This window comes from Leptospira congkakensis (assembly GCF_004770265.1).
Lineage (GTDB): Bacteria > Spirochaetota > Leptospiria > Leptospirales > Leptospiraceae > Leptospira_A > Leptospira_A congkakensis.
In genome coordinates this window covers 658,828-682,760 of record NZ_RQGQ01000016.1, presented here as the reverse complement: position 1 = coordinate 682,760, position 23,933 = coordinate 658,828, and the positions used below count along the sequence as shown (strand labels likewise).

The window sequence follows — 23,933 nt, the reverse complement described above, 5'->3', positions numbered from 1 at the left end:
ACTCAATCACCGTTTCACCATCATTAGGAATGTACACTCCACGTCAATCAACTATTGTAAAAATTGTCCCGAAATAGGAGACAATTTGCATTTTTTTTACGAAGAAAGATTGGGCATTCAGCAGGGAAAAAGACAATTCGTAGGGTAATTTCGTTATGTCTCATTGTGTTTGGTGGATCTTTTCAGAGAGATAAAACAATTGTTACATTGGCAAAGGAAGAAAAACATAATGCAAATAGATAGCACCTTTCCAATAAACCAAACAGGCGTATAACATAACTTTGTCGTTTGTTAGGGCTCAAAATTTGATTTGTTTTATACCCAATTTTTTCTAAATGCTTGCCAATTCTTTTGAAAAATGATGTCCTTGCCCGAATTAAGGAAATCCACAAATGAGAATTTTACAAATCAAGGGAATCATTCTAATTCCCATTCTAATGTTTGCAATTGCATGTAAGTCTTCCGTCTACAGACTGGAATCACCCAAAACCAAGGAAGAAATTAAATCAGTAGGTTTAGTTGGTTATGGAATCTATTTAGAATACCCACCAGGTCTTTTAGGGACTGAAAAAATTTACCAATTTGGTCAGGCCTTCGGAGACCTAACAGTAGTTCTAGACGCAGATAGCAAAGTGAATGCAAAAAAAAGAACTCCGGATCCGGCAGATGTTCTAGTGGAAGAAACGGATAAGGAAAAAATTTACAACGGCAAAAAGTTACAAGTTATTTCGTATATTTCCCGTATTGTTCCCGTTGATGGAAAATCGTATACAGTTTCAACAACAGGTTATGTGTATTGTTATACCAAAGTTGTTTTTGTAAACGGCGTGCCAACGACCCAACAACAATGTGATAATGTCATGATAGACTTTGATCCAGCAGATACAGCCAAGATATTAAACTTCAAAGCAAAACCAGGCGAAATTCAATATTTAGGATTATTTAAAGGTGTATTAAAGGAAACAAGTTCCGAGGATCCATTTGCACTTCCCGCAACATTAGATGAATTAATAGGTATTTCCAATAAAAGAAAATTTGTATTAGAAAAAGATGATGGTTTCATCCTAAAATCAAACTTAGAATTACTCAAAGACAGATACTATTACCCAGATTTACGTAGACCAGGTTTTGATGAGTATGTTTTTTTGGAAGGTATCAGCAAGGCAAATCCAAACTCTTATTGGAAAGAAATTGCGGATAAAAAACTAAGTAAATTTAAAAAATAAACTTTGTACATTCAATTAGGAAAACAAATGATAAAACCTTTTCTTAAAATGTTAACATACCTTACTTTTGGAATTCTCACAATCAACTGTTTGAGTTTCAGAAGTGGGGAATATGAAGGAACTCCTGTAGTCAAAAACTTTAATACTTCGAAAAAGATAGCCGTGAAAGTGAATGCCACATACCAGGGGACAGTCAATGGAGAACCAGAAGATCCGCATGAATTTTTGATTCAAAGATGGCAGAATGAGTCTGCAAAACTTTTAAACGAAAGTGAAGATGTTTTTTCGACCAGAAGCCAAACAGAATCAGATTATACCTTTGATATCAAAGCAACTGAAGATAAGGGATATTTTTCAGGCAAAGTATCTATTTGGTTTTCTTTACCTACTCTTGGAATTTTGCCGTATTACGCGGGATCCCATCTTACACTGAACTTAGCAGTTAAGGATAAAAAAGGGAAAGTCATTGCCGAAATGAAAAGGGAAGAAAAAAGAACTGAAGTTGGCCAAATCTTACTTCTATTCGCAATGCCTTTTGCAGATCCCCTGACAAGTATAGATGCACAAAGAAGAGATTTGCTTAGTTCTGTATATGCTGAAATCAAAGAAAAAGGTTATTTAAAAAAATAAACCCAGGTTTGATTCTCATTCTGAGCCAATCCGGATGAGAATCTTTTCCCTGTTGAAGAAAATTGTTTTCGTTTTAAATTGTGAGAAGAGAAGGTATATTTCCTTCTCTTCTCAACCTCCCACCTAACATCAGGTAATTTGAAATTCCAAAGGGTATTTCAAATTTTAAACTTCTTAATTTCTTGATTCAAATCCTTTGCAAGTTCACTCAATCGATTCGCAGCTTCTTTCACAGCCGATACTTCAGACAATTGAGAGTCCGAGGAAATCGAAACTTCTTTTGTACTTTCATTAATGATGTTAGTTAATTCAATCAATTGAACTGTGTTTGCATTAAGCTCTTCTGTACTTGCAGATATTTCTTCTGTAGTGGAAGAAACACCATGGATTTCATCATTGACTTTTTTGATCGCGGAGATAATCAATTGAAAGGTATTTCCAACTACATTCACCATCTCTACCCCAACTCCCACATCTTGGTTTCCTTTTTCCATCATTTGGATGGATTCAAGTGTGTTCTTTTGGATTTCATCGATAATCACTGAAATTTGTCTGGTCGCTCTTTCGGATCGTTCCGCTAATTTTCTGACTTCATCGGCAACAACGGCAAAACCCTTCCCTTCCTCTCCTGCCCGAGCCGCTTCGATTGCTGCATTAAGAGCGAGTAAATTCGTTTGACTCGCAATCTGATTGATCGTTTCAACAATTTGCCCAATTGCTTTTGAATTCGCTCCAAGCGTATTGATGCTCGAAGAAATTCCATTGACTGAGGAATTGATGACTTCCATCTGATGAATCGTTTTCCTAACAATGTCTTGGCCTTCTTCCACTTTTTCCAAAACACCATTTGACAATTCCGAAACGACATAGGTGGCCTCTGCAATTTTTGTGATCGCAAGAGTATTTTCTTCTACTGCAGATTTATTTTCAGAGAAAGCTTCCAATTGTGTATTGGAGTTAGTTCGCACTTGTGTCATTGATTCCGAAATCGTAACAGCTACATTAGCAGAACCATTTGCACTTTCGATCAGTTTGTCAGCAGATTTTAGAACCTCATTCGAAGATTGTGAAACAACCTGAATCATAGTACGTAAACTATTTGTCATTTGATCAAAATCAGTAAGCAGTGAACCAATCTCATCTCGATACACTTTAGTGGAACTTGATGTCAAATCACCTTCTCGTGCTTTTTCAATTAATGACTTCACCTGATCAATTTTCCGTGCAAAAATTGCTGCAAAGAAATAGGAAAATACTAACGAAATGACAGAAGCGAATATGGCTCCGAATAAAAATAAGTAGGAAAGTGACTTAAGACGTTCTTCGTAAAAAATGGTCTCTCGACCACCGGAACCAACAATCCAATCCCAAGGTTCATAATATATTTGATAAGCAATCCAAGAATGAGTGGGTTCCTTTCCCTCTTGCCATAATTCATAAACAATTTTTCCGGTTCTTTCCTTGTTTGACCAAGTGTCTCGAACAGTATATTTTCCGTCGACCTGGTAATCCCAGAGATTCACTCCTTCAATGTTAAAAGGGTTCATTGTAAAAACACCATTCGGTTGAGAGGCCCAAACTCTCATATCCAATTTGGCAGACATCTTTCCTTTGGACAGGTCGCGAACGCCGTCGGCACCTTTCGGTCCCAAAATATAGATCCTAGCCTTTTCTTGGGCATCCGCTAAACTTATTTTTCCGGCTTTTACATCTTCATTTAACAAATCGATCACAGCTACGGAATCAGTTGCTAAGGTTTTAAATAACTCTGCGCCAAGATTTACGATTTGGTTTTTAGCGGATTGATAGACGAGGTAAAAAATTGGACCCAGTACTAAATTGAGAATCAAAAAAATAAAGATCATCAATTGGGTACGAATGCTAAAAGAAAAGAGTCTATGAAAAGTTTGTTTGATCATATTTTGAAAGCTATTGTTTGATTTAAGAGTAAACAAAAACTTTGTACGGAATGAAAGTATTTTTTTTGAATCTCTGTTTTTAGCAATCCAGGGAAAAATACTAACTTCCGATCCTTCACTAATTCAGTGAAGAACAAGATAGATCAAAAATATTTTTTGACTGGAAGTTTAACCATCAATCAATTCCTAGTTTTCAGGATTATGAGACATAGGTTACAAACAAAGGCAAAAATTCAAACTCCAATTCCTTATGGATTACAACGGTTTTCATTGTTATATATAGTTTTAGAAAGAATTGAATCGGATGATTTTAAAATCGAAACCTTGAGACAATCTTTTCCATAGAATCAGAAACCCTTTGCAATCGGTTTGCCTCCTCCGAAATTTCACTGAAAGTAGTAGAAATTTTAGAATGATTTTCCCATAACTCTTGTAAGTTGGAGTTTGAGGTTTCCGTATATCCTGTTTGTAATTTCATCTCTCCCGTGATTTGTTCCGCGTCTTCTTGAAACTCCCCCACTAGGTTTTTTAAGGATTTTACATTTTCAGAACTAGTTTCGCTGGTGCGACCAAACATCTGAACTACTTGTGAGATTTCTTCAAATTTAGATTTTACATCTTCGTTTGTAGAGATGATCTCTTTCATAGATTCTAAACTTTCTTTAGAAGCCACTTGTGATAACTTCACCACTCGTTTGATTTCTTCTATATTTTTTGCTGTTTCATCAGCAAGGCGAGAAACTTCGCCCGCCACTACGGCAAATCCTCGTCCCATGGAGCCAGCCCGCGCCGCTTCAATGGATGCATTTAAAGAAAGTAAATTCACCCGATCCGATATATCTTCTACGATAGAGATGGCGGCTTTGATATTTTCACTCATCTGGTTCATCATTTCCACTTTTTCATAAGCCGACTGGATGGCGTCTTTTGCAAGCTTTACCGTTCCAATCGAATGGACTGTGTTTTGTGATAACTCATCTGCTTTTTTAGAAAGGTTCGTCATCTCTTCTGTGACACGAGTGAGTTCTGTTGCTAAAAAATTTGTTTTGTCTTTTTGGGAAAGGACACGTTCATAAGTTGCTTTGGAAAGACTTTTGATTTGGTTGACTGACTCAAAAGTGGAATCAAGTTTGTTTTTTTCTGATACAACTTGCGAATCAATCAAACCGCCTTTATCCAAAATGATTTTGGAAGTTTCGGAAAGTGAAACAGCTTCCTCTTTTGCAGTTTGAAAGTATTTCCGTAACGACTCCATAAATAAATTTAGTTTGGTAATGGTATGGCTTAGGTTTGTAGCAGAAAGTTGGGGAATGGTTTCCGCAAGTTCCCCTTTTGATAATTTTTCAATCGAATGGTTTAAATTGCCAATATCATCTTTTAAAGATTTACTACCGATATAAGCTGCATAAATCATGATCACAACCATCATCCCAAACACAATGGGCATTTGGTAGAACCAATAGGGAGATCGAAAATCTGTCAAAAGGATGAGAAACAAATAATAACCGAAAGTCAACATTGGTAATAATGCCACAGCAATCATGGTAAAAAGATTTCTTTGGAAAACTCCAAAGATTCGGAATTTGGATTCCTCCAAAAGTACTTCGGCCAAAACTTTGGCCTTTAACACAGGACTCAAATACACTTCAGTTTGGAAATAAAAAGCCAAATAGATGATGGGCATAAGCATCACACAAGCATAGGGTAAGGCCATAATCTCTTTCCAGGGAAGATCAAGTATGGTCACTGCCATAAAAGAAAAACCTAAAATGGAAACAGTCCAACGAATCAGAATCACTTTGCCTTCCCAATGTGGATGTTCGAGTAATCCCTTTTTTAATCCAACTAAAGTATTATTGTCCTTTTCTGCGGTATAGTTTAACAAACGTTTGAGTCTTTTGTTTCGAAGACCAATGCCCACAACCAAAGGAACAAGGGACAAAAGAGTTCCAATAATAGCAAGATGGATGAGTGTTTCTGTATCAAAACCTGATGCGAATAAACAAAAATTGATAAAGTAAGGGAAGATTAATAAGTATAAGGGTGCTTCAATGGCAACAGTCAATTTTCTGATCAATCGATTCTCTATCATTTCCCACCTACCGCCTTCTGGTTTGTCAATATTTTAGGAAATCCAAAGAGACTTCATCTACTTTCGTATTTTTTATCACTAGAACATAGACAAAGACTCGTTCAGGATTCGTTTTCAATCTTCACCAAAAGGGTAAATCATTCAAAAGTTTGGAGCTCTAAAACGGAAATTTCGGATGGTGCTCCCAATCGGAAGGGAGGCCCCCAGTATCCTGTCCCTCGACTCACATAAATATCTGTGTTTTTGTAACGATGCAATCCAGAGACAAATTTTTGTGCCAAATAAATCAGAAGGTTTCCTGGGAAAAATTGTCCACCATGAGTATGCCCCGAAATCTGTAGATCGAAGCCAACTTCACTGGCTTCATAAATGCTATTGGGCTGATGGGCGAGTAGAATCTTATAATCACAAGATTCTCCACCTTCCATGGCTCGTTTAGGACTTGTTTGGTGGGATTTGATCATAGATCCAGCGGTTAGGTCAGTCACACCAGCCATAAGCAACTTGGCATTTCCCACAGTTAAAGTTTTGTTCGCATTGAGTAAAATGTTGATCCCTAATTTTTCAATTTCAGGTAACCAAGAAAGAACACCCGAATAGTATTCATGATTCCCGGTCACATAAAACGTTCCATATTTGGATTTGATATCGGCCAGTGGTTTTAGATGGTGTTTCAGAGTGGCTGCCGGTCCATCCACCAAATCTCCCGTGATCACCACCACATCGGGCGTTTGCGCATTGATCTTTCCGACAACTCTGCGGAGAAACTTTTCTTTGATGGTCGAACCAATATGAACATCAGAGATCTGAACAATCTTAAACTCACGTAAATCAGGGTGTAAACCTTTAACAGGAATTTTCACCCGTTTGTATTGCAGACGAACATGGGCATTGTAAAATCCAAGAGAACTGAGAGCCGTTGCCAGGGCAATGGTAGAGAAAGCCAAACTAAAGTTTTTTACCTCAGTCACTCCATCGATGGGAAATCCAAACCGAAGCAAACTAGAAAACAAAATTTGAGAATACTGGGTGATGATTCCTAAATCCACCAGACGTAGTAAATCCATTAGCAGCACCAAGGTGAACAAAATGGAAAAAAATCCAAAGTTCGTAAAAGTGACATAGGCAAAAAAAGTTTGGGTTTTTTCTCGTTTGGAGATCCGGCTCATTACATAAGTCAGCGGAACAAGGAGAACTAGGACCCCAATTCCAAATAAAATCAACGTTACCACCGGTCCATTCAGTGAAAGTCCTGAGATTAAACGAAAGGTAGAATAATAATAGATAAATCCGAGTAAGGATGTCAGAACGGACAAAAATAGGAAGAATGCTTTCAATCAAATTACCCTACTCTTTGGACAGGGTGGAAATCAGGAAAGTTGTCAATATTTATTCAGAAGGTTAGGATGAAAGAAAAAGATACAGTTCGAACGAAGTCCGATGTAATACTCATCGGTGCTGGAATTATGAGTGCTACCCTGGGAGTTCTATTAAAAGAACTTGCACCCCACCTAACAATCACAGTCTTAGAAAGATTGGATGCGGCTGCAAGAGAAAGTTCCAATGCCTGGAACAATGCAGGAACCGGACACTCTGCATTTTGTGAATTGAATTATACCATTGAAAACGAAGATGGATCCATCCAAACTAAAAAAGCCCTTCAAATTGCGGAATGGTTTGAAATTTCAAAAGAATTCTGGGCTTACCTTGCCGGAACCAAACGAATCTTAGATGCCGATGAATTCATCCACTCTGTTCCTCATTATAGTTTTGTTTGGGGAGAAGAAAATGTATCTTTCCTGAAAAAACGTTTTGAAGCCCTAACTCAGTATGAGCTTTTTAAAGACCTAGTTTACACAGAAGATAAAAATACTTTAACCGAATGGCTTCCTCTTGTGATGAAAGGTCGAAACGATGACGAACCAGTGGCAGCGACCAAGATGGAACTGGGAACCGATGTTAACTTTGGGACATTGACTAGAGCCATGTTTCGTTATTTAGAAAGTTTTCCCGATGTCCACGTACATTACTTTGAAGATGTTAAAGATTTAGAACGTGGAAAAAATGGATTCTGGCACCTAACTTCAAACAATATCCAAACCCATGAAAAAGAACATCATGAAGCAAAATTTATATTTATTGGTGCTGGTGGTGGAAGCCTTCCTCTTTTAGAAAAATCGGATATCCCTGAGGCAGCTGGATTTGGTGGATTCCCTGTAAGCGGGCAGTGGTTAAGATGTCGCAATCGTGATGTGATCAAACAACATTTTGCAAAAGTTTATGGGAAGGCCAATGTTGGTTCTCCCCCGATGTCTGTTCCACATCTAGATACAAGAATCATTGAAGGAAAAAAAGAATTATTATTTGGACCTTACGCTGGTTTTACGACTAAGTTTTTAAAAAAAGGATCTTACTTAGATTTAGTGAAGTCTCTGGAGTTCGATAATATTTTCCCAATGTTATCTGCCGGAATGCATAACCTGCCATTAACAAAATATTTGATCAGCCAAGCCATGCAGTCCCATGAAGACAGAATCGATGCACTAAGAGAATACTTTCCTGAAGTGAAATCAGAAGATTGGGAATTGGTAGTAGCAGGCCAAAGAGTTCAGGTGATCAAAAAAGATGAAGAAGAAGGCGGGGTTCTGGAATTTGGAACTGAAGTTGTTTCCGCAAAAGATGGATCTCTTGCAGCTCTTCTGGGAGCGAGCCCGGGTGCCTCAACCTCTGTTTCGATTATGTTGGAAGTCTTAGGTGATTGTTTCCCAAAAGAAATGTTATCTGCCGAATGGAAATCTAAGTTAAAAACAATGATTCCTAGTTTCGGCGAGTCAATGAAAGACAATCCAGAGATATGTATCTCCAGTCGGAACAAAACAGAACAACTACTGGAATTAAACCAAGGAGCAGGTGTTAGCTCTAGAGTATAAAATTTTATTTAGAAATTTGAGTTTAGAAAATTGATTAATTCTTTTTTCTAAGCTCAATCACTACTTTTTCTTTTGAGTCTACATTGTACATAGCGGAACCTTGTGTAGAATCAATGATCCTTCTGGAATTTACACCTTTTTCACGAAGCACTCTAGAGATAGCTTGAGAACGTTCAAATCCCAAATCATAGTTTTCATAATTTCCGGGAACATCTTCTCGAAATGGCGTTGTATAAGTAATTACTTGCACATCAAAATCTTTGTATTCATTTTCCAAACTACGAGCAATCGCATCTAACCTGGCCCTCCCTTCTAAATGGATTCGACTTGATGGCAAATCAAAGATCTCACTCGCAAGAAATACAAATCGATCCAATTTGGTTTCAAGAACTGGTTCTTTTGTTTGGGTCGGCACTTCTGATTCGACAGTATTGACTACTTTTGTCGTTTTGATTTCCGGTTCTGGAGAATTGGATCCATGGAGAGGAAATGACATTCCCATTCCAAATTTAAAAAATGATTCTTCGAAATTTCCTTTGTTTCGATGTCCTGAATTTGGAGTTTCGTATTTTACCATATACACATTCGAATGTTCTAATTCTGCATTCAGAAAAAATAACTCATCAAAGTGATATCTTACACCGAAAGCACCAAATATGCGATTGGTGGCTCCTCCGAACAATCTTTCATATCCAGCCCCACCACCCACTCGAATATAGGGGTCTATCGGATCGTTAGGTTTGAAATGGAAAAATAAGTTTAAGTCACCTGAAGTAGAATTAAAAACAGCCCTTCGTTTTTGCAAAGCTGCATCCGAAATATCGCCTTGATTCAAACGATTCATTAAGGTTCCAGAATCGGAAGCCATCAAAGCAAATAAAACAATATATCTTTCATCAATCGAACGAAAACTAGAAGCCGTAATGGTTTGGTTAGATACAGAAAGTCCAATCCCTATGTTGCGAAAAATCCCATATTCAAAACCCAACTCCCCTATATGACTAGAAAGTTCTGTTCGTTTTGCTACAAGTGATTTTACTATATAATAATTTGCATAGTTAGATGTGAGATCAGCATAAGGAGTATTTAGAGCTAGATAGCCTGGAAAATTTGTTTCTTCAACTTTTTTCTCCATGGTGCCAGAATTGTCTCCAATACCAAAGGCACCGTTTCCAAAAAGAATTAACTTTCCGCGATCAAATCCTTGGCCAAAAAGCAATGAAAAGGGGGATTGAAGTAAAAATCCGGACAAAACAAGAAACAATTTCCAATTCATTTTCTGCATGAGTGACTTTGGAAAGTATCAGTTGTTAAATCAAGCTGAAATTTTTCTCAAACCTTGTCACAAAACATAAACCACATTTCGTCTTTATCTCGAGGTCACAAATGAAAGCAAAAATACTCATTTTAGGCGCAGGTTATGCAGGGATAATTGCAGCAAACCGCTTAGACAAACAAGTAAAAGATTCTGAAATCACCGTAATCTCAGAGTCCTCTCTTTTTCAGGAAAGAATTCGTTTTCACGAAATTGCATCTGGTGGACAAAACAAAGAATGGAAAGTCAGAAACCTTCTTCGAACAAATGTTAACTTCTTACAAAACAAAGTCACAAGAATTTTTCCTAAGGAAAAACGAGTCACAATAGAAGGAACTAATCAAAGTATTAGTTATGATTACTTGGTCATAACACTTGGTAGTTCTCAAATTCGCAAAATAACCAAAAACGAAAATTCCATACAATCGAAAGACGCGGTGGATGAGTTTCTAAAAAACAAAACTCAAACAAACATACAAAATTTATGTATTGTTGGTAGTGGGCTTACTGGAATCGAGATGGCCACCGAATGGAAATATTTTCATCCCCAAGGCGAGGTGACGATTATTGACAGAAATTCTTTTGCATCTTCATTTTCTAAAAAAGGCCAAACCTATTTGAAATCCTACCTTTCAGAGAATGGAATCCGAATTTTAGATCAAATGAATATAGAGAAAATCGAGGGGAATGAAATTGAAATCGGGAATAAAACCAAACTATCTTTTGATTCTATTATCAATTGTACGGGATTTCAAACACCTCCTATTCTTAAAGAATCTGGATTTAGAACCAATTCGCAAAACCAAATTTATGTAGATCCATTTTTGCGATCCTTAGATTTTCCGGAAGTTTTTGTTGCAGGAGATTCTGCTTATTTAGAAAATTCTATTTTACGTATGGGTTGTGTAACCGCTTTGCCAATGGGTGCTTATGTAGCAGACCACCTTGCCAATTTATTCAAAGGGAAAAATTTATCTCCTTTTTCCTTTCAATTTGCGGGAAGATGTGTATCTCTTGGTCGTAACGTTGGAATGATCCAACTAACAGAAGGAAATGATAAACCCAAAGAAATGATCATTAAAGGGAAATGGGGAGCTCTGGTAAAAGAACTAGTCTGTAAATATACATTGGTTTCACTGATTCTGGAAAAAAAACTTCCATTTCGGTTTTATCTTTGGCCCAAAGGAAATCCAATCCAAGAAAAAATCAAATCTGTTTCTAAACCAATGCCCGTAGGAGATTTGGCGGTATGACCGATTTGGAACTTTTTTTAGAGTGGAAACATTATCTTTTTTCTATAGCATACCGCATTACAGGAAGTTATGTGGATGCAGAGGATATTGTTCAGGAGAGTTATCTTAGATGGCTCTCCGCCGACAAAACAAACATTCAAAACCACAAATCATATTTGGGGAGTATCACGGCCCGACTTGCTTTTGATCTTTTGAAAAAAGCATCCAGAAAAAAAGAAACATACATTGGACCTTATTTACCCGAACCAATCCCTGAAACAGCAGAGGTTATGGATGATGAAAAAATCAATTTTGCATTTCTTGTCATTTTAGAAACACTCAATCCAACGGAACGAGCTGTATTCATTCTACGAGAGTTATTCGACTTTGATTATGAATTCATTTCCAATATTGTTGGTAAAAATTCCGAGAATTGTAGACAGATTTTAAGTCGTGCTCGTTCGGCCATCCAATCTCGAAAGAAAAAATTTGAACCAGACCCAAAACTACATTCAAAACTATTACTTGAATTTAGTTTTGCTTGTTATAACCAAGACACAAAAACTCTGACAAAATTACTAAAAGAGGATGTCATCGCTTATTCCGATGGAGGGGGGAAAGTCCATGCAGCAAGAATTCCTATCCCAGGAATTAGTCGAGTTGTGACTTTACTCACAAGAACAACTGCAAAAGCGACCAACTCCACTGAAATCTATTTTGGTTATGCCAACGGTTCTCCAGCCCTCATTGGATACTCAGAAGACAAACCAAGTGTTGTCCAAATTTTTACTACCAAAGATAACCAAATCGATGAAATATATAATTTAGTAAATCCTGATAAACTAAAAGCATTTCGAAATAAAGAGTCACTTTTAAAACTAGGATATCTACGAAAACCCAATTTTTTTGAATGGGCTCTTGTCTTTGTAAGGCGGTGGCTTTCTCCAGCGTAAAAGGTAGAGATTTCGCTGATTTATTTCGTCTTATATATAGAGACGATGAAGATCCTAAATCCAATCTTCCTTTCTGTTTGGCTGAGCATTTGTCTTTACGGCTGCGGGCTCAGTAAGGAAGAAAATGTACCTCTCGCGAAGAAGGGAGTCATTGATCTTCGTGAATGGAACTTTGAAACCATGGGGAATGCGGCACTCGATGGTGAATGGAAAATCGATTGGAAAAATTGGAATCCAAAAGAAAACTCAGAACAGTCTGAATTCACGATCGTACCTGGGCACTGGACCAATTCTGCTTCTAAAAAATATCCAACAGGATTTGCCAAACTCAGTCTGACCATTTTAGTTCCAGAAAATACAAAAACTCTCTATCTTCAAAATGGTGTTACCCGCAATGCATTTGAAATCAACATTAATAATGAAACCATTTACAAGTCTGGAATCATCGGAGAAAGTTTTACTTCGGAAGTTCCTCATCTCAATATCCAAACAATTGCCTTACCAGAGACAAAAAAACAAGAGATAAAACTCTCATTAAATATTTCCTGTTTTCATTATCATATTTGTGGAGTGGCAACTCCTTATGTTTTGGGAACGAATCAGGGAATCAATAAATCATTTTTGGAGGCAACAAGTAGGGATATCTTTGTTTTAACTTCTCTACTCACACTCGCGTTCTTTCATTTTGTTTTATATATATTTTGGAGAGACGAAAAAACTCACATTCTATTTGCAGCAGTTAGTTTTTTAGCATCTCTTCGTTTATTAAGCATTGGTGAAACCAGATTTATATACAATTACCTACCACTCGGCGTGTATGAAATCATGGTGCGAGTCAATGGAATTAGTTTTGTGTTATTATATTTATCTTTTGTATTGTATGTTCGAGAAATATATAACGATGAAAAATATAAAATCATATACCGTATAAACTTCTTTGTGGCATCTTTGCTTTTTTTGGCTTTGCCACTTGATTTACTAACTTTTTCTAAATTTTTAGCCTTCCATTTAGTTTTATCACTACTTGCACTTTTTGGATTATTATACCCGATCATTCATAGTGTGATTTTAAAAAAACCAGGAAGCAAATTGTTTTTGTTTTCCGTAATTGCAACGATGACTTTGTTTTCTTTGGATATACTGACAGAGTTTGCAAAAAAAGGAACCGCCTATCTAGCGCAATACGGATTTTTAGTTTTTGGACTCTCACAAGCCTTGTTCATCGCCGACCGGATGATACAAAACTTCAAAAACAAAGAAAGGCTTAAACAAGAAAAGGAAAATGCAGAAGCAAAAGTAAACTTCAAAACTACTTTCCTTTCCACAATGAGCCATGAAATCAGAACTCCAATGAATGGGGTTTTGGGGATGACTCAGCTTTTACAACAAACAAAACTATCTGAAGAACAAAAAGAATATATCAACCTGATTCAATTCAGTGGAGACAATCTTTTATTACTGATCAACGACATTTTGGATTTAACCAAGTTAGAATCAGGGCAATTTGAATTACATTTAGAACCTGTTCCTCTCCAAAAATTTATGAATGATTGTATCAATCTTTTTAAATCACAGGCAGATCCAAATCATCTAAAAATTGAATTAGAATTTTTAAACCCTCCACCTGCTTATTTGAAAACAGACCAAAGAAGATTCGCACAAATTTTAACGAACTTACTGAGTAACGCAGTTAAATTTACAGAAAAAGGTGCTGTTACTGTTCTTGTCGAAACCATTCCTTTTAAAGAAGATTCGATTCGTTTGAAGGTTTCTGTAAAAGATACTGGAATAGGAATTCCAGAAAACCGAATGGCAACTTTATTCCAACCTTTCACACAAGTTCATTCCCATCTAACAGAAAAAACAATTGGTACTGGCCTTGGCCTCACCATTACAAAAAAACTAATCGAAGAGATGGGTGGTTCCATTACCGTTCAAAGTATTTACGGGAGAGGATCCGATTTTACATTTCAATTTGTTTCACAAAGCCAATCAGAAGCAATTCTTACGGAAGACCAAACTCCCAATGTAACGGAAGTCAACCCGAAGGTAGGTAAAGAAAAATCACTCGCTGAAAAATACCCTCTAAAAATTTTAGTGGCCGATGATGATCCCATCAGCCAAAAAGTTTCGAGTTTGTTCTTAAAAAAACTGGGGTACAGCAACTTACAAACAGATAATGGAGGAAAAACTTTGGATATGGTACGTTCAGAATGTCCGGATTTTCTGTTTGTGGATGTCCAAATGCCTGATATGGACGGGATTACGGTTACAAAATGTATCCGCCAATCCCAAACCATCACCAAACAACCCATCATCATTGCCCTTACCGCCAATGTCCTGGAAGAGGAAAAACAAAGATGCCTTTCGGCAGGTATGGATGATTTTATGACAAAACCACTCCTCTTGCGGGATTTGGATTTCATGATCCGAAAATGGGCAAAAAAGGATTTATTACCGTCAAATAAGTAAGGACTCTATTTTGGCTACAACTCTCGGCAAACTTCCTCACGGCGACATTCTCAAACGAATTTCTAGTTCAGAACATTTTCAATCAGGTAGTTTTAAAAACTTAGAACATACTGAGATGTTAGCACCAGATAGTTCTTATTTTAAAATGGCTATCAAATATTGGCAAAAACCGAATTCGATCCGGCCCTCTTCTCCAATTCCTTCCACTAAAATCGATTTAAAGTTATTAGATGCAAATACTCCTCAATACATTTGGTTTGGGCATTCTTCCTATCTTTTACTTGCCGGTGGTAAAAAGATTTTGGTAGATCCCGTTTTTTCTGGTTATGCGTCACCGATTCCTTTTGCGGTGCAATCCTTTGAAGGAACAGATGTTTATTTACCGGAAGATATGCCCGATTTAGACATTTTACTCATCACACATGATCATTATGACCACTTGGATTACGAAACAGTTATTAAGTTACACCCAAAAACGAAAACCATCATTGTTCCGTTAGGTGTTTCGGCCCATCTACTTTCGTGGGGTGTGCCTTTGTCAAAAATTGTAGAGTTGGACTGGTTTGAATCAAAAGAAATTGTGAAAGACCTAAATGTAACTGCCACACCTACAAGACATTTTTCGGGAAGAGGCATTCAAAGGAACAAAAGTTTATGGTGTTCTTATGTTTTAAAAATTGGCGAATACAAAGTTTTTGTTGGTGGGGATTCAGGATATGGTTCTGTATTTGAATCCATTGGAAAAAAATATGGCCCCTTTGATTTAGCATTTTTAGAATGCGGACAGTATGGAGATGATTGGCCTTTCATTCATATGCGTCCCGAAGAAACAGCTTTAGCAGCAAAAACAATCGGAGCAAAATCTTTTGTGCCCGTTCATTGGGGAAAATTTATCCTCTCTATGCATCCCTGGAACGATCCCATCAAACGAGTGCTTGTTGCATCACAGAATTTAAAATTAAATTTACAAGTTCCTAAAATTGGAGAGAGTTTTTCTTTTACTGGATCCGGGAGTGTGGATGGATGGTGGAATTTTCAGTGACAAAGAACCTAGTTTTCTAAAAACTAAAAATCCAGGTTTATCCCAATGAAAAATGCACTCGTAATTGGAGCCACTTCCGATATTGGAATTCATATAACAGAAACTCTTGCCAAACAAGGGTTTTCTCTTTTTTTAACCGGAAGAGACAAACAAAAGTTAAATGAAATTAAAATTAAGATCAAAACCGAATATCCTGTCTCTTTAGAGACTTATGAATTGGATGTTACGGATTTTTCTTCACACTCAAAATTTTATGACTCACTAAATCCAAAACCTGATATTGTATTTTTTCTTGCCGGATACTACCAAAACCAAACAAAAGCCAGAGAAAACCAATCGGAACTTCTAACAACAATTCACACTAATTATTCAGGAATTGTTTCTCTCATAAATATCATTTCCATGGATATGGAAAAAAGACAAGAAGGAACCATAGTTGCAGTCAGTTCTGTTGCGGGGGAACGCGGAAGACAAATGAACTATATTTATGGAAGTGCTAAAGCAGGTCTCACCACTTACCTCTCGGGACTTCGGTCTTTACTCTTTAAAAAGGGAGTCCATGTTTGTTCCATCCAACTTGGACCTGTGTATACGAAAATGTCTTTTGGTCATAACCTCATGCCTTGGCTCACCTTAAAACCAGAGACGGCAGCAAAACTGATTGTAAAAGCAGGTATAAACAAAAAGGATATTGTTTATATTCGTTGGCCATGGCGTTTGATCATGGGAGTGATACGAATGATTCCCGAATGGATATTCAAACGTCTCCCCCCCTTCTGATATTTTCCGTAAAAGATTAAGGAAAACTAATATAGTTCCAAATGGTTTGAAACCCATTGACCATAGGACAACTATGTAAGGCAGCCGCTCCCATTCCGTTACAAGCACTTGTCACCAAACGGTGGCTACTGGCATAGGGAGCACCCACACTGGTATTTGTTAGAGTTCCTGTCATACTCAGTTGATTCAACCAAGCATCTGTTACCTGGTTTGTATTCCCACTAAAATTGGCGACAGTGTCATTTTCATGAATGAGTCCATAATACGATCCAGCCGGTGCCGTTTGTGCACTCGCAAGCCATGACGGGAGTGAAGAAAACTGTAAACTATAATCAGAAACCCCACTATAAATGGATACACGAGCCACTGCTCTTCTTTTACCATGATAGGCCGCGTGCCCACTGCCTTGGGAATGCCCTCCCACATAAACCAAAGACCAATTGATACTGTTTCCAGTTACATATTGATCCCAACCTTCACTAGGTCTTGTTGCGACTAAATATTGTAAAAGAAAAAGTAATCTTCCTTCAATGGAATTGTTTACATCCACAGAAATGTATGGGGAAACATCGGCACCTGTCACCACTTCATTTCGGAAATTTTCAAAACAGTTAACATCAGAACGAGCATCTCCTTGGTTACAAATACTATTCACTGCATCATTATTAGGATAACTCAGACCAATGATATGATACCCACGAGACGCACCTTGTTGTAAAATAGCACCAATTTCACAAGGACTGGATCCTGTCCCTGGATAAAAGACAGAAAGAATATTTTTTCGACTAACGTTTGATTGCGGTGGATAAACATGATGTGGGCTATTGTATGTTGAAATAGAAGTCGAAGTTTGCGAAGGTTGGATTTGTAATCTCGTTAGGGCACCAACAGCACCACTTGAAGGAAAACTGTTTTGACCAACACAGGACCTAGAATACAAACCAAGACCAAGGAGGGTAACCCAATCCTCATTAGTTTTATCATCCGATTCCTTTTTACAGGAAAGAAGAAGGGAACCAAGTAGGAATAAAATGATGACACTGCGAAGAATTTGACGAGGTAGAAAAGAATCCAAAAAAGCTTCCTTAAAAAAACTGATTTTTGGATTATTCTAAAAAATGATTCTTTCGAGTGCAATCAATTCTAAATTCTGAATGATTTCTCCTTATCTTTTCTTTTTGTTGAAGGAACAAACAAGATGAAGAGAAATGAAGCGAAAAAGAACAAAAAAAATACCACTCTCTTCGGTTTTTGACCCAGAACAAAAGGTAAAAAGCCTAACACAGAGACCAAAAAAAGCAATTTTTATGTCATTTTCAGAATTCTTAAAAAACGAATGTGAAATTCTAAATCGACGAATGAGAATCTGGGATAAATATGGGTTTGGTGCCCCATGTCTTTAGATCTCCAAGAAAGTCTTAGTAAGTTTCGTAGCCTACTCCATATCTCTTCCATCCTGAATGCAAACCTAGATTTGCACCAGCTCCTACCTCTCATCATGTTGTATTCTAAAGATTTATTAGAAGCTGAGGCCAGTTCTCTTTTTCTTTTGGAAGAGGAAGATTTTTTATACTGCGAAGTGGCTCTCGGGGAAAAGGGAGAAATCATTCAAGAATACGCCAGGTTAGAGTTAGGTGAAGGAATTGTAGGAAAAGTTGCTCAAGAGAAAAAACCCATTGCTCTGGAAGATGCTTACAAGGATCCAAGGTTCAATGATAGTATGGACAAACGCACTGGATTTAAAACAAAATCACTCATTTGTGTGCCTCTATTCATCGAAGACAAACTCATTGGAACTCTTGAAGTCATCAACAAAACAAACAATCGAATTTTTGATCATTCTGATTTAGAATATTTAATTTCTCTCTCGGAAGTGGCCGCAACGGCTATCCAAAATGCAAATACAAAAGATAGTTTAGACAAACGAATCCTGGAATTATCTTTGTTGTATGAATTCGAAAAACTTTCTGTTTCAGAAAAAAGTTTAAACGAACTTGGAAAATGGATACTCAATCGTGTATTAGAATATTTAGGTGCTTCCTCTGGGACCATTTACCTTGCCAATACCGACAAACAAGAATTAAGCATTCTTTCAGCAAAAGGAATTCCGGAAGATGCGTACGACCAAATCAAAGTTCCTTATGGAAAAGGTGTTTCTGGTTGGGTTGCCGAAAAAAAAGAAAGTCTACTCATCCACAACTTAGATTTGGACCCACGTTACAACAAACTATCGCCTTATAAATTTGAATCCAAGTCTCTTATTTCAGCTCCTTTGATTTTTCAAAATGAGCTTCTTGGTGTCATCAGCATCAATAACAAAACATCTGGATATGCATTCCAACATTCGGATTTAGACTTACTCACAAATATTGCAGCAAGGCTCAGTAGCACGATCAAAAATGCACAACTCTTCCATCAGATTGTGGATACGGGTAAAGAGCTGAACCGTGCAAAAAATATCATGAAAAAAATCATGCCGTCCAACCTTCCTAGTTCCAACAAACTTCTCTTTGGTGTGGCACATATTCCCTTAGAACAAGTGGGTGGTGATTTTTATGATGTTACTCAACTAGAGGATTCAAAGTATTCCATTTTGATTGCGGACATTTCAGGGCACGGACTTTCTGCAGCCGTCCTTGCAGCAATGGCCCACATGGTATTAAAAAACTTTGAACAAGATATCAAACTTAGTCCTTCTCTATTTTTAACAACACTCAACCATATGTTGTATGGAAAATTGGCCGGAAATTTTCTCACTGCGTTTTATGGAATTATTGATTTAAAAAACAATACGATACTCTGTGCGAATGCAGGCCACCATGCTCCGTTTTTGTTAGACCCAAAAGATTCGCCTGTCACTCAACTAGATGTCAAAGGAAAAATTTTAGGTCTGATTCCCGATTTGTTTTACGAAGAAAAAACTTTTAACTTTGTTCCAGGGAACCGACTTGTGATGTACACAGACGGAATCACGGAACATATGTCCAAAGATCATAACAAACGTTATGATGAAGAATTATTTCAATCAGCGATTCAAAAAACAAAAACTTTAAAAACCCAAGACTCAGCGGACAAACTTATAACTGAAGCAAGAGAATATGTAGGAACAAATGACTTTGCCGATGACGTAACGGTTTTGTTAGTGGATCGTATTTAAAAACAAAACCGTTTTGTCTTAAAATCTTTAGTTCCTTTCTAAGTGAATCGCCTTATACAAAAAAATTATGGAGCGATTTCCAAAACTTCAGTATCCCCAGTATGATAATGTTCCACTAAATCCATGATCTTTTTGGGTTCTGAGATAACGAGAGAACTCTTCTCGTGTAAGGTTTCTGATTTATAGGCAATCACCTGCGCCTGTTCCGAAAGCCCAAGAAGGATACTTGAAATTTGTTTAGAAGCAAGATTTGCCTCGAGAACCGAGTGATCGATTTGTTTCACTTGGTCTTCAACCGATTCTAGTTTAAACTTAACTCTAGTTGATTCTTGAAGATCGTGATACAAAGAAACAGAAACTTTATTGATGATCGACTTCATATCGTGAAACGAATCTGATAACGAAAAAATCTCCAAAGAAGCATCTTTTACTTTTGCAGAAGTGTCTTTGATTACGTTCATTGTTTCATCTACATATGTTTTTATTTCTTCCGCTGAAACACCAATCTGTTCATTCAAACTCATCATTTCTTTGGCAACAATCGCAAATCCAGCACCAGCATTTCCCGCTCTTGCAGCTTCTATGGATGCGTTTAAAGAAAGTAAATTGGTTCTGTCGGCAATCTCTGTAATGATAGAAACGATGTTTAATATTTTGTTAGAAACTTGTTTGATAGAATCAATTCCTTCCAAAGAATCGGAAATTTTCTTTTTTCCCAAATCTGCTTTTTCTGTGGATCTAAGAGATAAATCTCCCAAACCCTTTAAGGCAGTCTGTGTTCCATTTAAGTTTAGATTCACTGCATTCATATAATCTTTCATGTCGGACATGATGATGGAATGGCTTGCGGTAATTTGTTTGATATTCTCAAGTGCAGAAGTTAATTCTTCCATACAAGCTGCGGCTTCTTCACTTCCTGAGGCCATAGAATGAGTTGAGGAAAAAAAATGTTTGGTGAGGTCAGTCAACTCTTCTGAGATCCGAAAACAAACTTGTGATGCTTTTTGAATTTGAGAAATAATCCCCCAAAGATTGATACTCATACTTTTCATGGAGAGTAACATAATTTTTACTTCATCACTACTATCGTTCTGAAAATGATCTGGGTATTGAAATCTTCCAGAAGAAACAGAGATAACTGATTCTGTTGCTTTTTGTAACTTTCTATTTTTCTTCGAAAGAACAAATACAAAAGAAGCGGAGATAATCGTTTGTATAGAAAACAAAACGCCGCAGAACAATGGTGTTTTGAAAACATCAAGGGCAAAAAGAGTCAAAAAAGGTAAGGAACTTAAACATACAAAAAAAACTTCTAGGAGTTTGATGGTTCTAAGGTTTTTCATCACCTTTCCTTTTTTCCCTAGAAAAAAAGAGCGTTTCCCCATTTTTTTGTATAACTGATCATAAAATTCTTTTTTATCATCGGCTAGTTTTTTTCGAACGGAAACATAACCTACAACTTTCCGCTCCTCATTCAATATGGGAGTGATCGTTGCATCTACCCAATAAAAATTTCCTGACTTAGCTCTATTTTTAACAGCTCCCGTCCAAGGAAGCCCAACCTTTATATAATCCCAAAGTTCTTCAAATACAACTTTCGGCATATCCGGATGCCTGACGATATTATGTGGTTTTCCGATCATTTCTTCTGCAGAATATTCGGATATCCTTGCAAAATCGGGAGACACATAAGTGATTATCCCTTTTGCATCAGTACGACTGATGATGACATCAGCGTTCGTAAGTATGTTCTCAACTAAATTCACTTTTATATTTTTCAATTGATAATCCCCAATCAAAATTGTGGTCTGCAGTTGTTTTCCAAAAAACAAAAGACTATTGAGTCTTTTTAGTTTTTTCATCAACTAACATGTTATATACTAAAAATATATGAATTTGTAGCAACTAGGTTGTCATTTTTTTATCCCCAAACTACCTTGATATTTGTCAATAGGGCCTAGGGGATTCTACGAATTTCTTTTCGGTTCATAAACACTCATTAGATGTTTTTGAAAAAATGGATTTAGAAAACTAAACCAGCAATGAGAGTTTCGAATTTTTTTTCGGTCAACAATTCATGAGTTAAAAATAATCCATTATAATAAATCCCAAAGGTTCCAAACGGACTTCCAATGGTTTGTGCATCTTTAAAGCTTTTCAGTTTTTTAATATCCACAGGGATTCTATTTTTCTTAGCTAGATTAGCAAGTGAGACAATGTATTCTTCCATAAATGGACATTGGTTCGAATAAATAAATGTAAATCCCTTCTTACGGGAATTAAGATTTGATTTTGTATGTTCGGAAAAGGAAGGAAGTTTTGCTTTTTGGGTGAACTTCAGAACAAGTAGTTCGAAATAAGGCGGTGCCGTATCCACAAGCTCAAACCCATGTTTTAAATAGAATTTTTTATCAGTCAAATATGGTTTTACCTGATTGCTAGTAACCACAGCAATCCCATCCATTTTTTTCTGTTTCGCATCATGAATACACTCGTTTAGTAGTAAAGTAGAAAGACCTTTTCCTTTGAATTGACCCGAAACCCAAAGGCAATGGATCACCATAAAATTTTTGCCACGAATGGGTTTCCAGACTTTCTCTATGGGTATATATTCGATGAATACCTTCCCCCTTTCATCTAAACGTTTGAAGATAAGACCCTCATCAAAACGATCCCGCATCCATTGTTTTTTGGATTCTGCTCTCGTTTTATTTTTTAGATCGTTTCCAATTGCACAACAAATATGTTCATTATCAATATTGTCTTTATCTATGCCAATGAGTCTCATATGATATCACAGAAATCAAAAGACGTAGAAAATAGCAAATCTATTGGTTAATTTGAATACAAAGCGCCCACGCAGGTTCCACAAATATCAGAGTCAGCGTTAGCAGATTTTGCCACAGCCACTCTAATTTTTTTTAGATCCAATCGTAACGACGATTTTTCCATCGTATGTTTGGAAGGATCAAATCCACAAGGGAAAGATTTCAATCCACCCTTCTCTACTTGGATATGTGCTAGTTCTACATTTTCAAAACGAATGAGTGTATACAAACTTAAACCTTTACCTTTTATAATTCATATTTCTGTTAGCAGACAGCAATACAAATAAAAAATTAACACTTCATTCAAAAACAAAATCCGACTAAACATCCTCCGTAAATCAATCAAATCTATTATTTTGGCTTCAACGAATCATTAGAAAAGCTTTAATTTTTTATACTTGAGAAAATGATAATCTGAATCATATTTCGGTAGGTATGAAAATAAATAGCCTAACTCCCATGATTTACACGAACGATATAAAAGGAACCATTGACTTTTATGTAAAGACAATTGGTTTTGAATGTTTAACAAAAGAACCCGAATGGGGATGGGCAAAACTACGACTGGACCAAGCAGAAATTATGATTAGTAAGCCAAACGATCATATCCCATTTGAAAAACCTTCTTTTACAGGTTCCTTCTATTTACATACAGAGAATGTGGACGAAATCTGGGGAAAAGTTTACAAAACAACTAAAGTCTGTTACCCGATTGAAAACTTTGATTATGGGATGCGAGAGTTTGCCATTCACGACAACAATGGATATCTGCTGCAATTTGGATAAGAGACCAAAGAAAGGAATTAAAACTTCACAAACAAAACCCCATATAATCGATGGTAGTAGGTCGCGGGCTTCATACAAAAAATTGCGATAAAAACCTCAAAACCCATACAAAAAAACGAATATAATCGTTTACTTTATTAGGTGGGGAAGTCGAATATTACGAGTTACACGGAATTTTAAAAACTTTCGAGAAAACGAACGTGACCGATTTAAAAATTAACTTATCTAGTTATTCCGAAAGATTCACAGAAAACAGCGTTATACTTACGATTTCAAATAAAATAAACTATATTTATGGCAAAAATGGAAAAGGAAAATCCACTATTGCCAAAACTATCAAAGACCGGTTTTTCACTAATTTTAATATTCATTTGTTCAATGGATTCGAAGGAATAGTTGGAGAAAATAATCGATCAGATGCTGTTGCACTCGGAATAGAAATTAACAAAATCAAAACTCCTTTATATAAAAAATAGCGATACCCATATCTATAACCATTTAAAAGAATGTTACGCTAATTAAATCGGTATATTGGTCACCCAAATAAGAAACAAAATACGCAAGAGAGCAA

Annotated in this window: 19 protein-coding genes; 11 read left to right on the top strand and 8 right to left on the bottom strand. The window is 36.7% G+C overall.

Annotation, left to right across the window (positions count from 1 at the left end):
* Nucleotides 1–392 precede the first annotated feature (392 nt).
* Nucleotides 393–1,226, top strand: a complete 834-nt coding sequence (locus EHQ70_RS13495; protein ID WP_135587172.1) for a hypothetical protein — start codon at nucleotides 393–395, stop codon at nucleotides 1,224–1,226.
* 27 nt (nucleotides 1,227–1,253) lie between these two features.
* Nucleotides 1,254–1,856: a hypothetical protein gene (locus EHQ70_RS13490; RefSeq protein WP_135587170.1), complete on the top strand. Its 603-nt coding sequence runs from the start codon at nucleotides 1,254–1,256 to the stop codon at nucleotides 1,854–1,856.
* Between the two features lie 158 nt (nucleotides 1,857–2,014).
* Here the strand turns inward: EHQ70_RS13490 and EHQ70_RS13485 are convergent, their stop codons facing one another.
* The 3 genes from EHQ70_RS13485 to EHQ70_RS13475 form a co-directional block, all read right to left on the bottom strand.
* Complete coding sequence (locus EHQ70_RS13485) at nucleotides 2,015–3,775, bottom strand: methyl-accepting chemotaxis protein (RefSeq protein WP_244288338.1); 1,761 nt, start codon at nucleotides 3,773–3,775, stop codon at nucleotides 2,015–2,017.
* Between the two features lie 310 nt (nucleotides 3,776–4,085).
* Nucleotides 4,086–5,867 (bottom strand): methyl-accepting chemotaxis protein, encoded by a 1,782-nt coding sequence (locus tag EHQ70_RS13480; RefSeq protein WP_135587168.1) that lies wholly within the window; start codon nucleotides 5,865–5,867, stop codon nucleotides 4,086–4,088.
* 137 nt (nucleotides 5,868–6,004) lie between these two features.
* Nucleotides 6,005–7,204 carry a metallophosphoesterase gene (locus EHQ70_RS13475; RefSeq protein ID WP_135587166.1) on the bottom strand — a complete coding sequence of 400 codons (1,200 nt, stop codon included), beginning with the start codon at nucleotides 7,202–7,204 and terminating at the stop codon, nucleotides 6,005–6,007.
* Between the two features lie 69 nt (nucleotides 7,205–7,273).
* Here EHQ70_RS13475 and EHQ70_RS13470 point away from each other — a divergent pair, with 69 nt between their 5' ends.
* The gene (locus EHQ70_RS13470) at nucleotides 7,274–8,797 is read left to right on the top strand and encodes a malate:quinone oxidoreductase (protein WP_135587164.1); all 1,524 of its coding nucleotides are present in this window, start codon (nucleotides 7,274–7,276) and stop codon (nucleotides 8,795–8,797) included.
* Between the two features lie 34 nt (nucleotides 8,798–8,831).
* Here the strand turns inward: EHQ70_RS13470 and EHQ70_RS13465 are convergent, their stop codons facing one another.
* On the bottom strand, nucleotides 8,832–10,082 hold the full coding sequence (locus EHQ70_RS13465; RefSeq protein WP_135587162.1) for an OmpA family protein: 1,251 nt from the start codon (nucleotides 10,080–10,082) through the stop codon (nucleotides 8,832–8,834).
* 101 nt (nucleotides 10,083–10,183) lie between these two features.
* On the opposite strand from EHQ70_RS13465, the gene EHQ70_RS13460 reads away from it, so the two are divergent.
* From EHQ70_RS13460 to EHQ70_RS13440, 5 genes are read left to right on the top strand one after another with little or no spacing between them, the layout of a single operon-like run.
* On the top strand, nucleotides 10,184–11,365 hold the full coding sequence (locus tag EHQ70_RS13460; RefSeq protein ID WP_135587160.1) for an NAD(P)/FAD-dependent oxidoreductase: 1,182 nt from the start codon (nucleotides 10,184–10,186) through the stop codon (nucleotides 11,363–11,365).
* The gene (locus EHQ70_RS13455) at nucleotides 11,362–12,297 is read left to right on the top strand and encodes a sigma-70 family RNA polymerase sigma factor (RefSeq protein ID WP_135587158.1); all 936 of its coding nucleotides are present in this window, start codon (nucleotides 11,362–11,364) and stop codon (nucleotides 12,295–12,297) included. The genes EHQ70_RS13460 and EHQ70_RS13455 overlap by 4 nt, the downstream gene beginning before the upstream one ends.
* A gap of 45 nt (nucleotides 12,298–12,342) precedes the next feature.
* Nucleotides 12,343–14,769, top strand: coding sequence for an ATP-binding protein (locus tag EHQ70_RS13450; protein WP_244288336.1), 2,427 nt, complete (start codon nucleotides 12,343–12,345; stop codon nucleotides 14,767–14,769).
* A gap of 10 nt (nucleotides 14,770–14,779) precedes the next feature.
* Nucleotides 14,780–15,811, top strand: a complete 1,032-nt coding sequence (locus EHQ70_RS13445; RefSeq protein WP_135587156.1) for an MBL fold metallo-hydrolase — start codon at nucleotides 14,780–14,782, stop codon at nucleotides 15,809–15,811.
* 45 nt (nucleotides 15,812–15,856) lie between these two features.
* On the top strand, nucleotides 15,857–16,591 hold the full coding sequence (locus EHQ70_RS13440) for an SDR family NAD(P)-dependent oxidoreductase (protein WP_135587154.1): 735 nt from the start codon (nucleotides 15,857–15,859) through the stop codon (nucleotides 16,589–16,591).
* A 16-nt stretch (nucleotides 16,592–16,607) separates the two neighbouring features.
* Here EHQ70_RS13440 and EHQ70_RS13435 read toward each other — a convergent pair whose 3' ends face one another.
* Nucleotides 16,608–17,666, bottom strand: a complete 1,059-nt coding sequence (locus EHQ70_RS13435) for a BPSS1187 family protein (protein ID WP_135587152.1) — start codon at nucleotides 17,664–17,666, stop codon at nucleotides 16,608–16,610.
* A 318-nt stretch (nucleotides 17,667–17,984) separates the two neighbouring features.
* Here EHQ70_RS13435 and EHQ70_RS13430 point away from each other — a divergent pair, with 318 nt between their 5' ends.
* On the top strand, nucleotides 17,985–19,748 hold the full coding sequence (locus EHQ70_RS13430) for a GAF domain-containing SpoIIE family protein phosphatase (RefSeq protein WP_135587150.1): 1,764 nt from the start codon (nucleotides 17,985–17,987) through the stop codon (nucleotides 19,746–19,748).
* 65 nt (nucleotides 19,749–19,813) lie between these two features.
* Here EHQ70_RS13430 and EHQ70_RS13425 read toward each other — a convergent pair whose 3' ends face one another.
* The 3 genes from EHQ70_RS13425 to EHQ70_RS13415 all read right to left on the bottom strand — a co-directional run bounded on the left by EHQ70_RS13425 (nucleotide 19,814) and on the right by EHQ70_RS13415 (nucleotide 22,805).
* Nucleotides 19,814–21,610, bottom strand: coding sequence for a methyl-accepting chemotaxis protein (locus EHQ70_RS13425; protein WP_135587148.1), 1,797 nt, complete (start codon nucleotides 21,608–21,610; stop codon nucleotides 19,814–19,816).
* 161 nt (nucleotides 21,611–21,771) lie between these two features.
* Entirely contained in the window at nucleotides 21,772–22,536 is a 765-nt protein-coding gene (locus EHQ70_RS13420) for a GNAT family N-acetyltransferase (RefSeq protein ID WP_135587146.1), read from the bottom strand.
* A 47-nt stretch (nucleotides 22,537–22,583) separates the two neighbouring features.
* Nucleotides 22,584–22,805: a hypothetical protein gene (locus EHQ70_RS13415; protein ID WP_135587144.1), complete on the bottom strand. Its 222-nt coding sequence runs from the start codon at nucleotides 22,803–22,805 to the stop codon at nucleotides 22,584–22,586.
* A 206-nt stretch (nucleotides 22,806–23,011) separates the two neighbouring features.
* Between EHQ70_RS13415 and EHQ70_RS13410 the strand changes: the two genes are divergently transcribed.
* The gene (locus EHQ70_RS13410; RefSeq protein WP_208729549.1) at nucleotides 23,012–23,362 is read left to right on the top strand and encodes a VOC family protein; all 351 of its coding nucleotides are present in this window, start codon (nucleotides 23,012–23,014) and stop codon (nucleotides 23,360–23,362) included.
* Between the two features lie 200 nt (nucleotides 23,363–23,562).
* The gene (locus EHQ70_RS13405; RefSeq protein ID WP_135587142.1) at nucleotides 23,563–23,838 is read left to right on the top strand and encodes a hypothetical protein; all 276 of its coding nucleotides are present in this window, start codon (nucleotides 23,563–23,565) and stop codon (nucleotides 23,836–23,838) included.
* Nucleotides 23,839–23,933: the final 95 nt, after the last annotated feature.

Coding starts and splice junctions, on each gene's coding strand:
- EHQ70_RS13495 (WP_135587172.1), top strand. CDS start 393: ATGAGAATTTTACAAATCAAGGGAATCATTCTAATTCCCATTCTAATG.
- EHQ70_RS13490 (WP_135587170.1), top strand. CDS start 1,254: ATGATAAAACCTTTTCTTAAAATGTTAACATACCTTACTTTTGGAATT.
- EHQ70_RS13485 (WP_244288338.1), bottom strand. CDS start 3,775: ATGATCAAACAAACTTTTCATAGACTCTTTTCTTTTAGCATTCGTACC.
- EHQ70_RS13480 (WP_135587168.1), bottom strand. CDS start 5,867: ATGATAGAGAATCGATTGATCAGAAAATTGACTGTTGCCATTGAAGCA.
- EHQ70_RS13470 (WP_135587164.1), top strand. CDS start 7,274: ATGAAAGAAAAAGATACAGTTCGAACGAAGTCCGATGTAATACTCATC.
- EHQ70_RS13465 (WP_135587162.1), bottom strand. CDS start 10,082: ATGCAGAAAATGAATTGGAAATTGTTTCTTGTTTTGTCCGGATTTTTA.
- EHQ70_RS13460 (WP_135587160.1), top strand. CDS start 10,184: ATGAAAGCAAAAATACTCATTTTAGGCGCAGGTTATGCAGGGATAATT.
- EHQ70_RS13455 (WP_135587158.1), top strand. CDS start 11,362: ATGACCGATTTGGAACTTTTTTTAGAGTGGAAACATTATCTTTTTTCT.
- EHQ70_RS13450 (WP_244288336.1), top strand. CDS start 12,343: ATGAAGATCCTAAATCCAATCTTCCTTTCTGTTTGGCTGAGCATTTGT.
- EHQ70_RS13440 (WP_135587154.1), top strand. CDS start 15,857: ATGAAAAATGCACTCGTAATTGGAGCCACTTCCGATATTGGAATTCAT.
- EHQ70_RS13430 (WP_135587150.1), top strand. CDS start 17,985: ATGTCTTTAGATCTCCAAGAAAGTCTTAGTAAGTTTCGTAGCCTACTC.
- EHQ70_RS13425 (WP_135587148.1), bottom strand. CDS start 21,610: ATGAAAAAACTAAAAAGACTCAATAGTCTTTTGTTTTTTGGAAAACAA.
- EHQ70_RS13420 (WP_135587146.1), bottom strand. CDS start 22,536: ATGAGACTCATTGGCATAGATAAAGACAATATTGATAATGAACATATT.
- EHQ70_RS13410 (WP_208729549.1), top strand. CDS start 23,012: ATGAAAATAAATAGCCTAACTCCCATGATTTACACGAACGATATAAAA.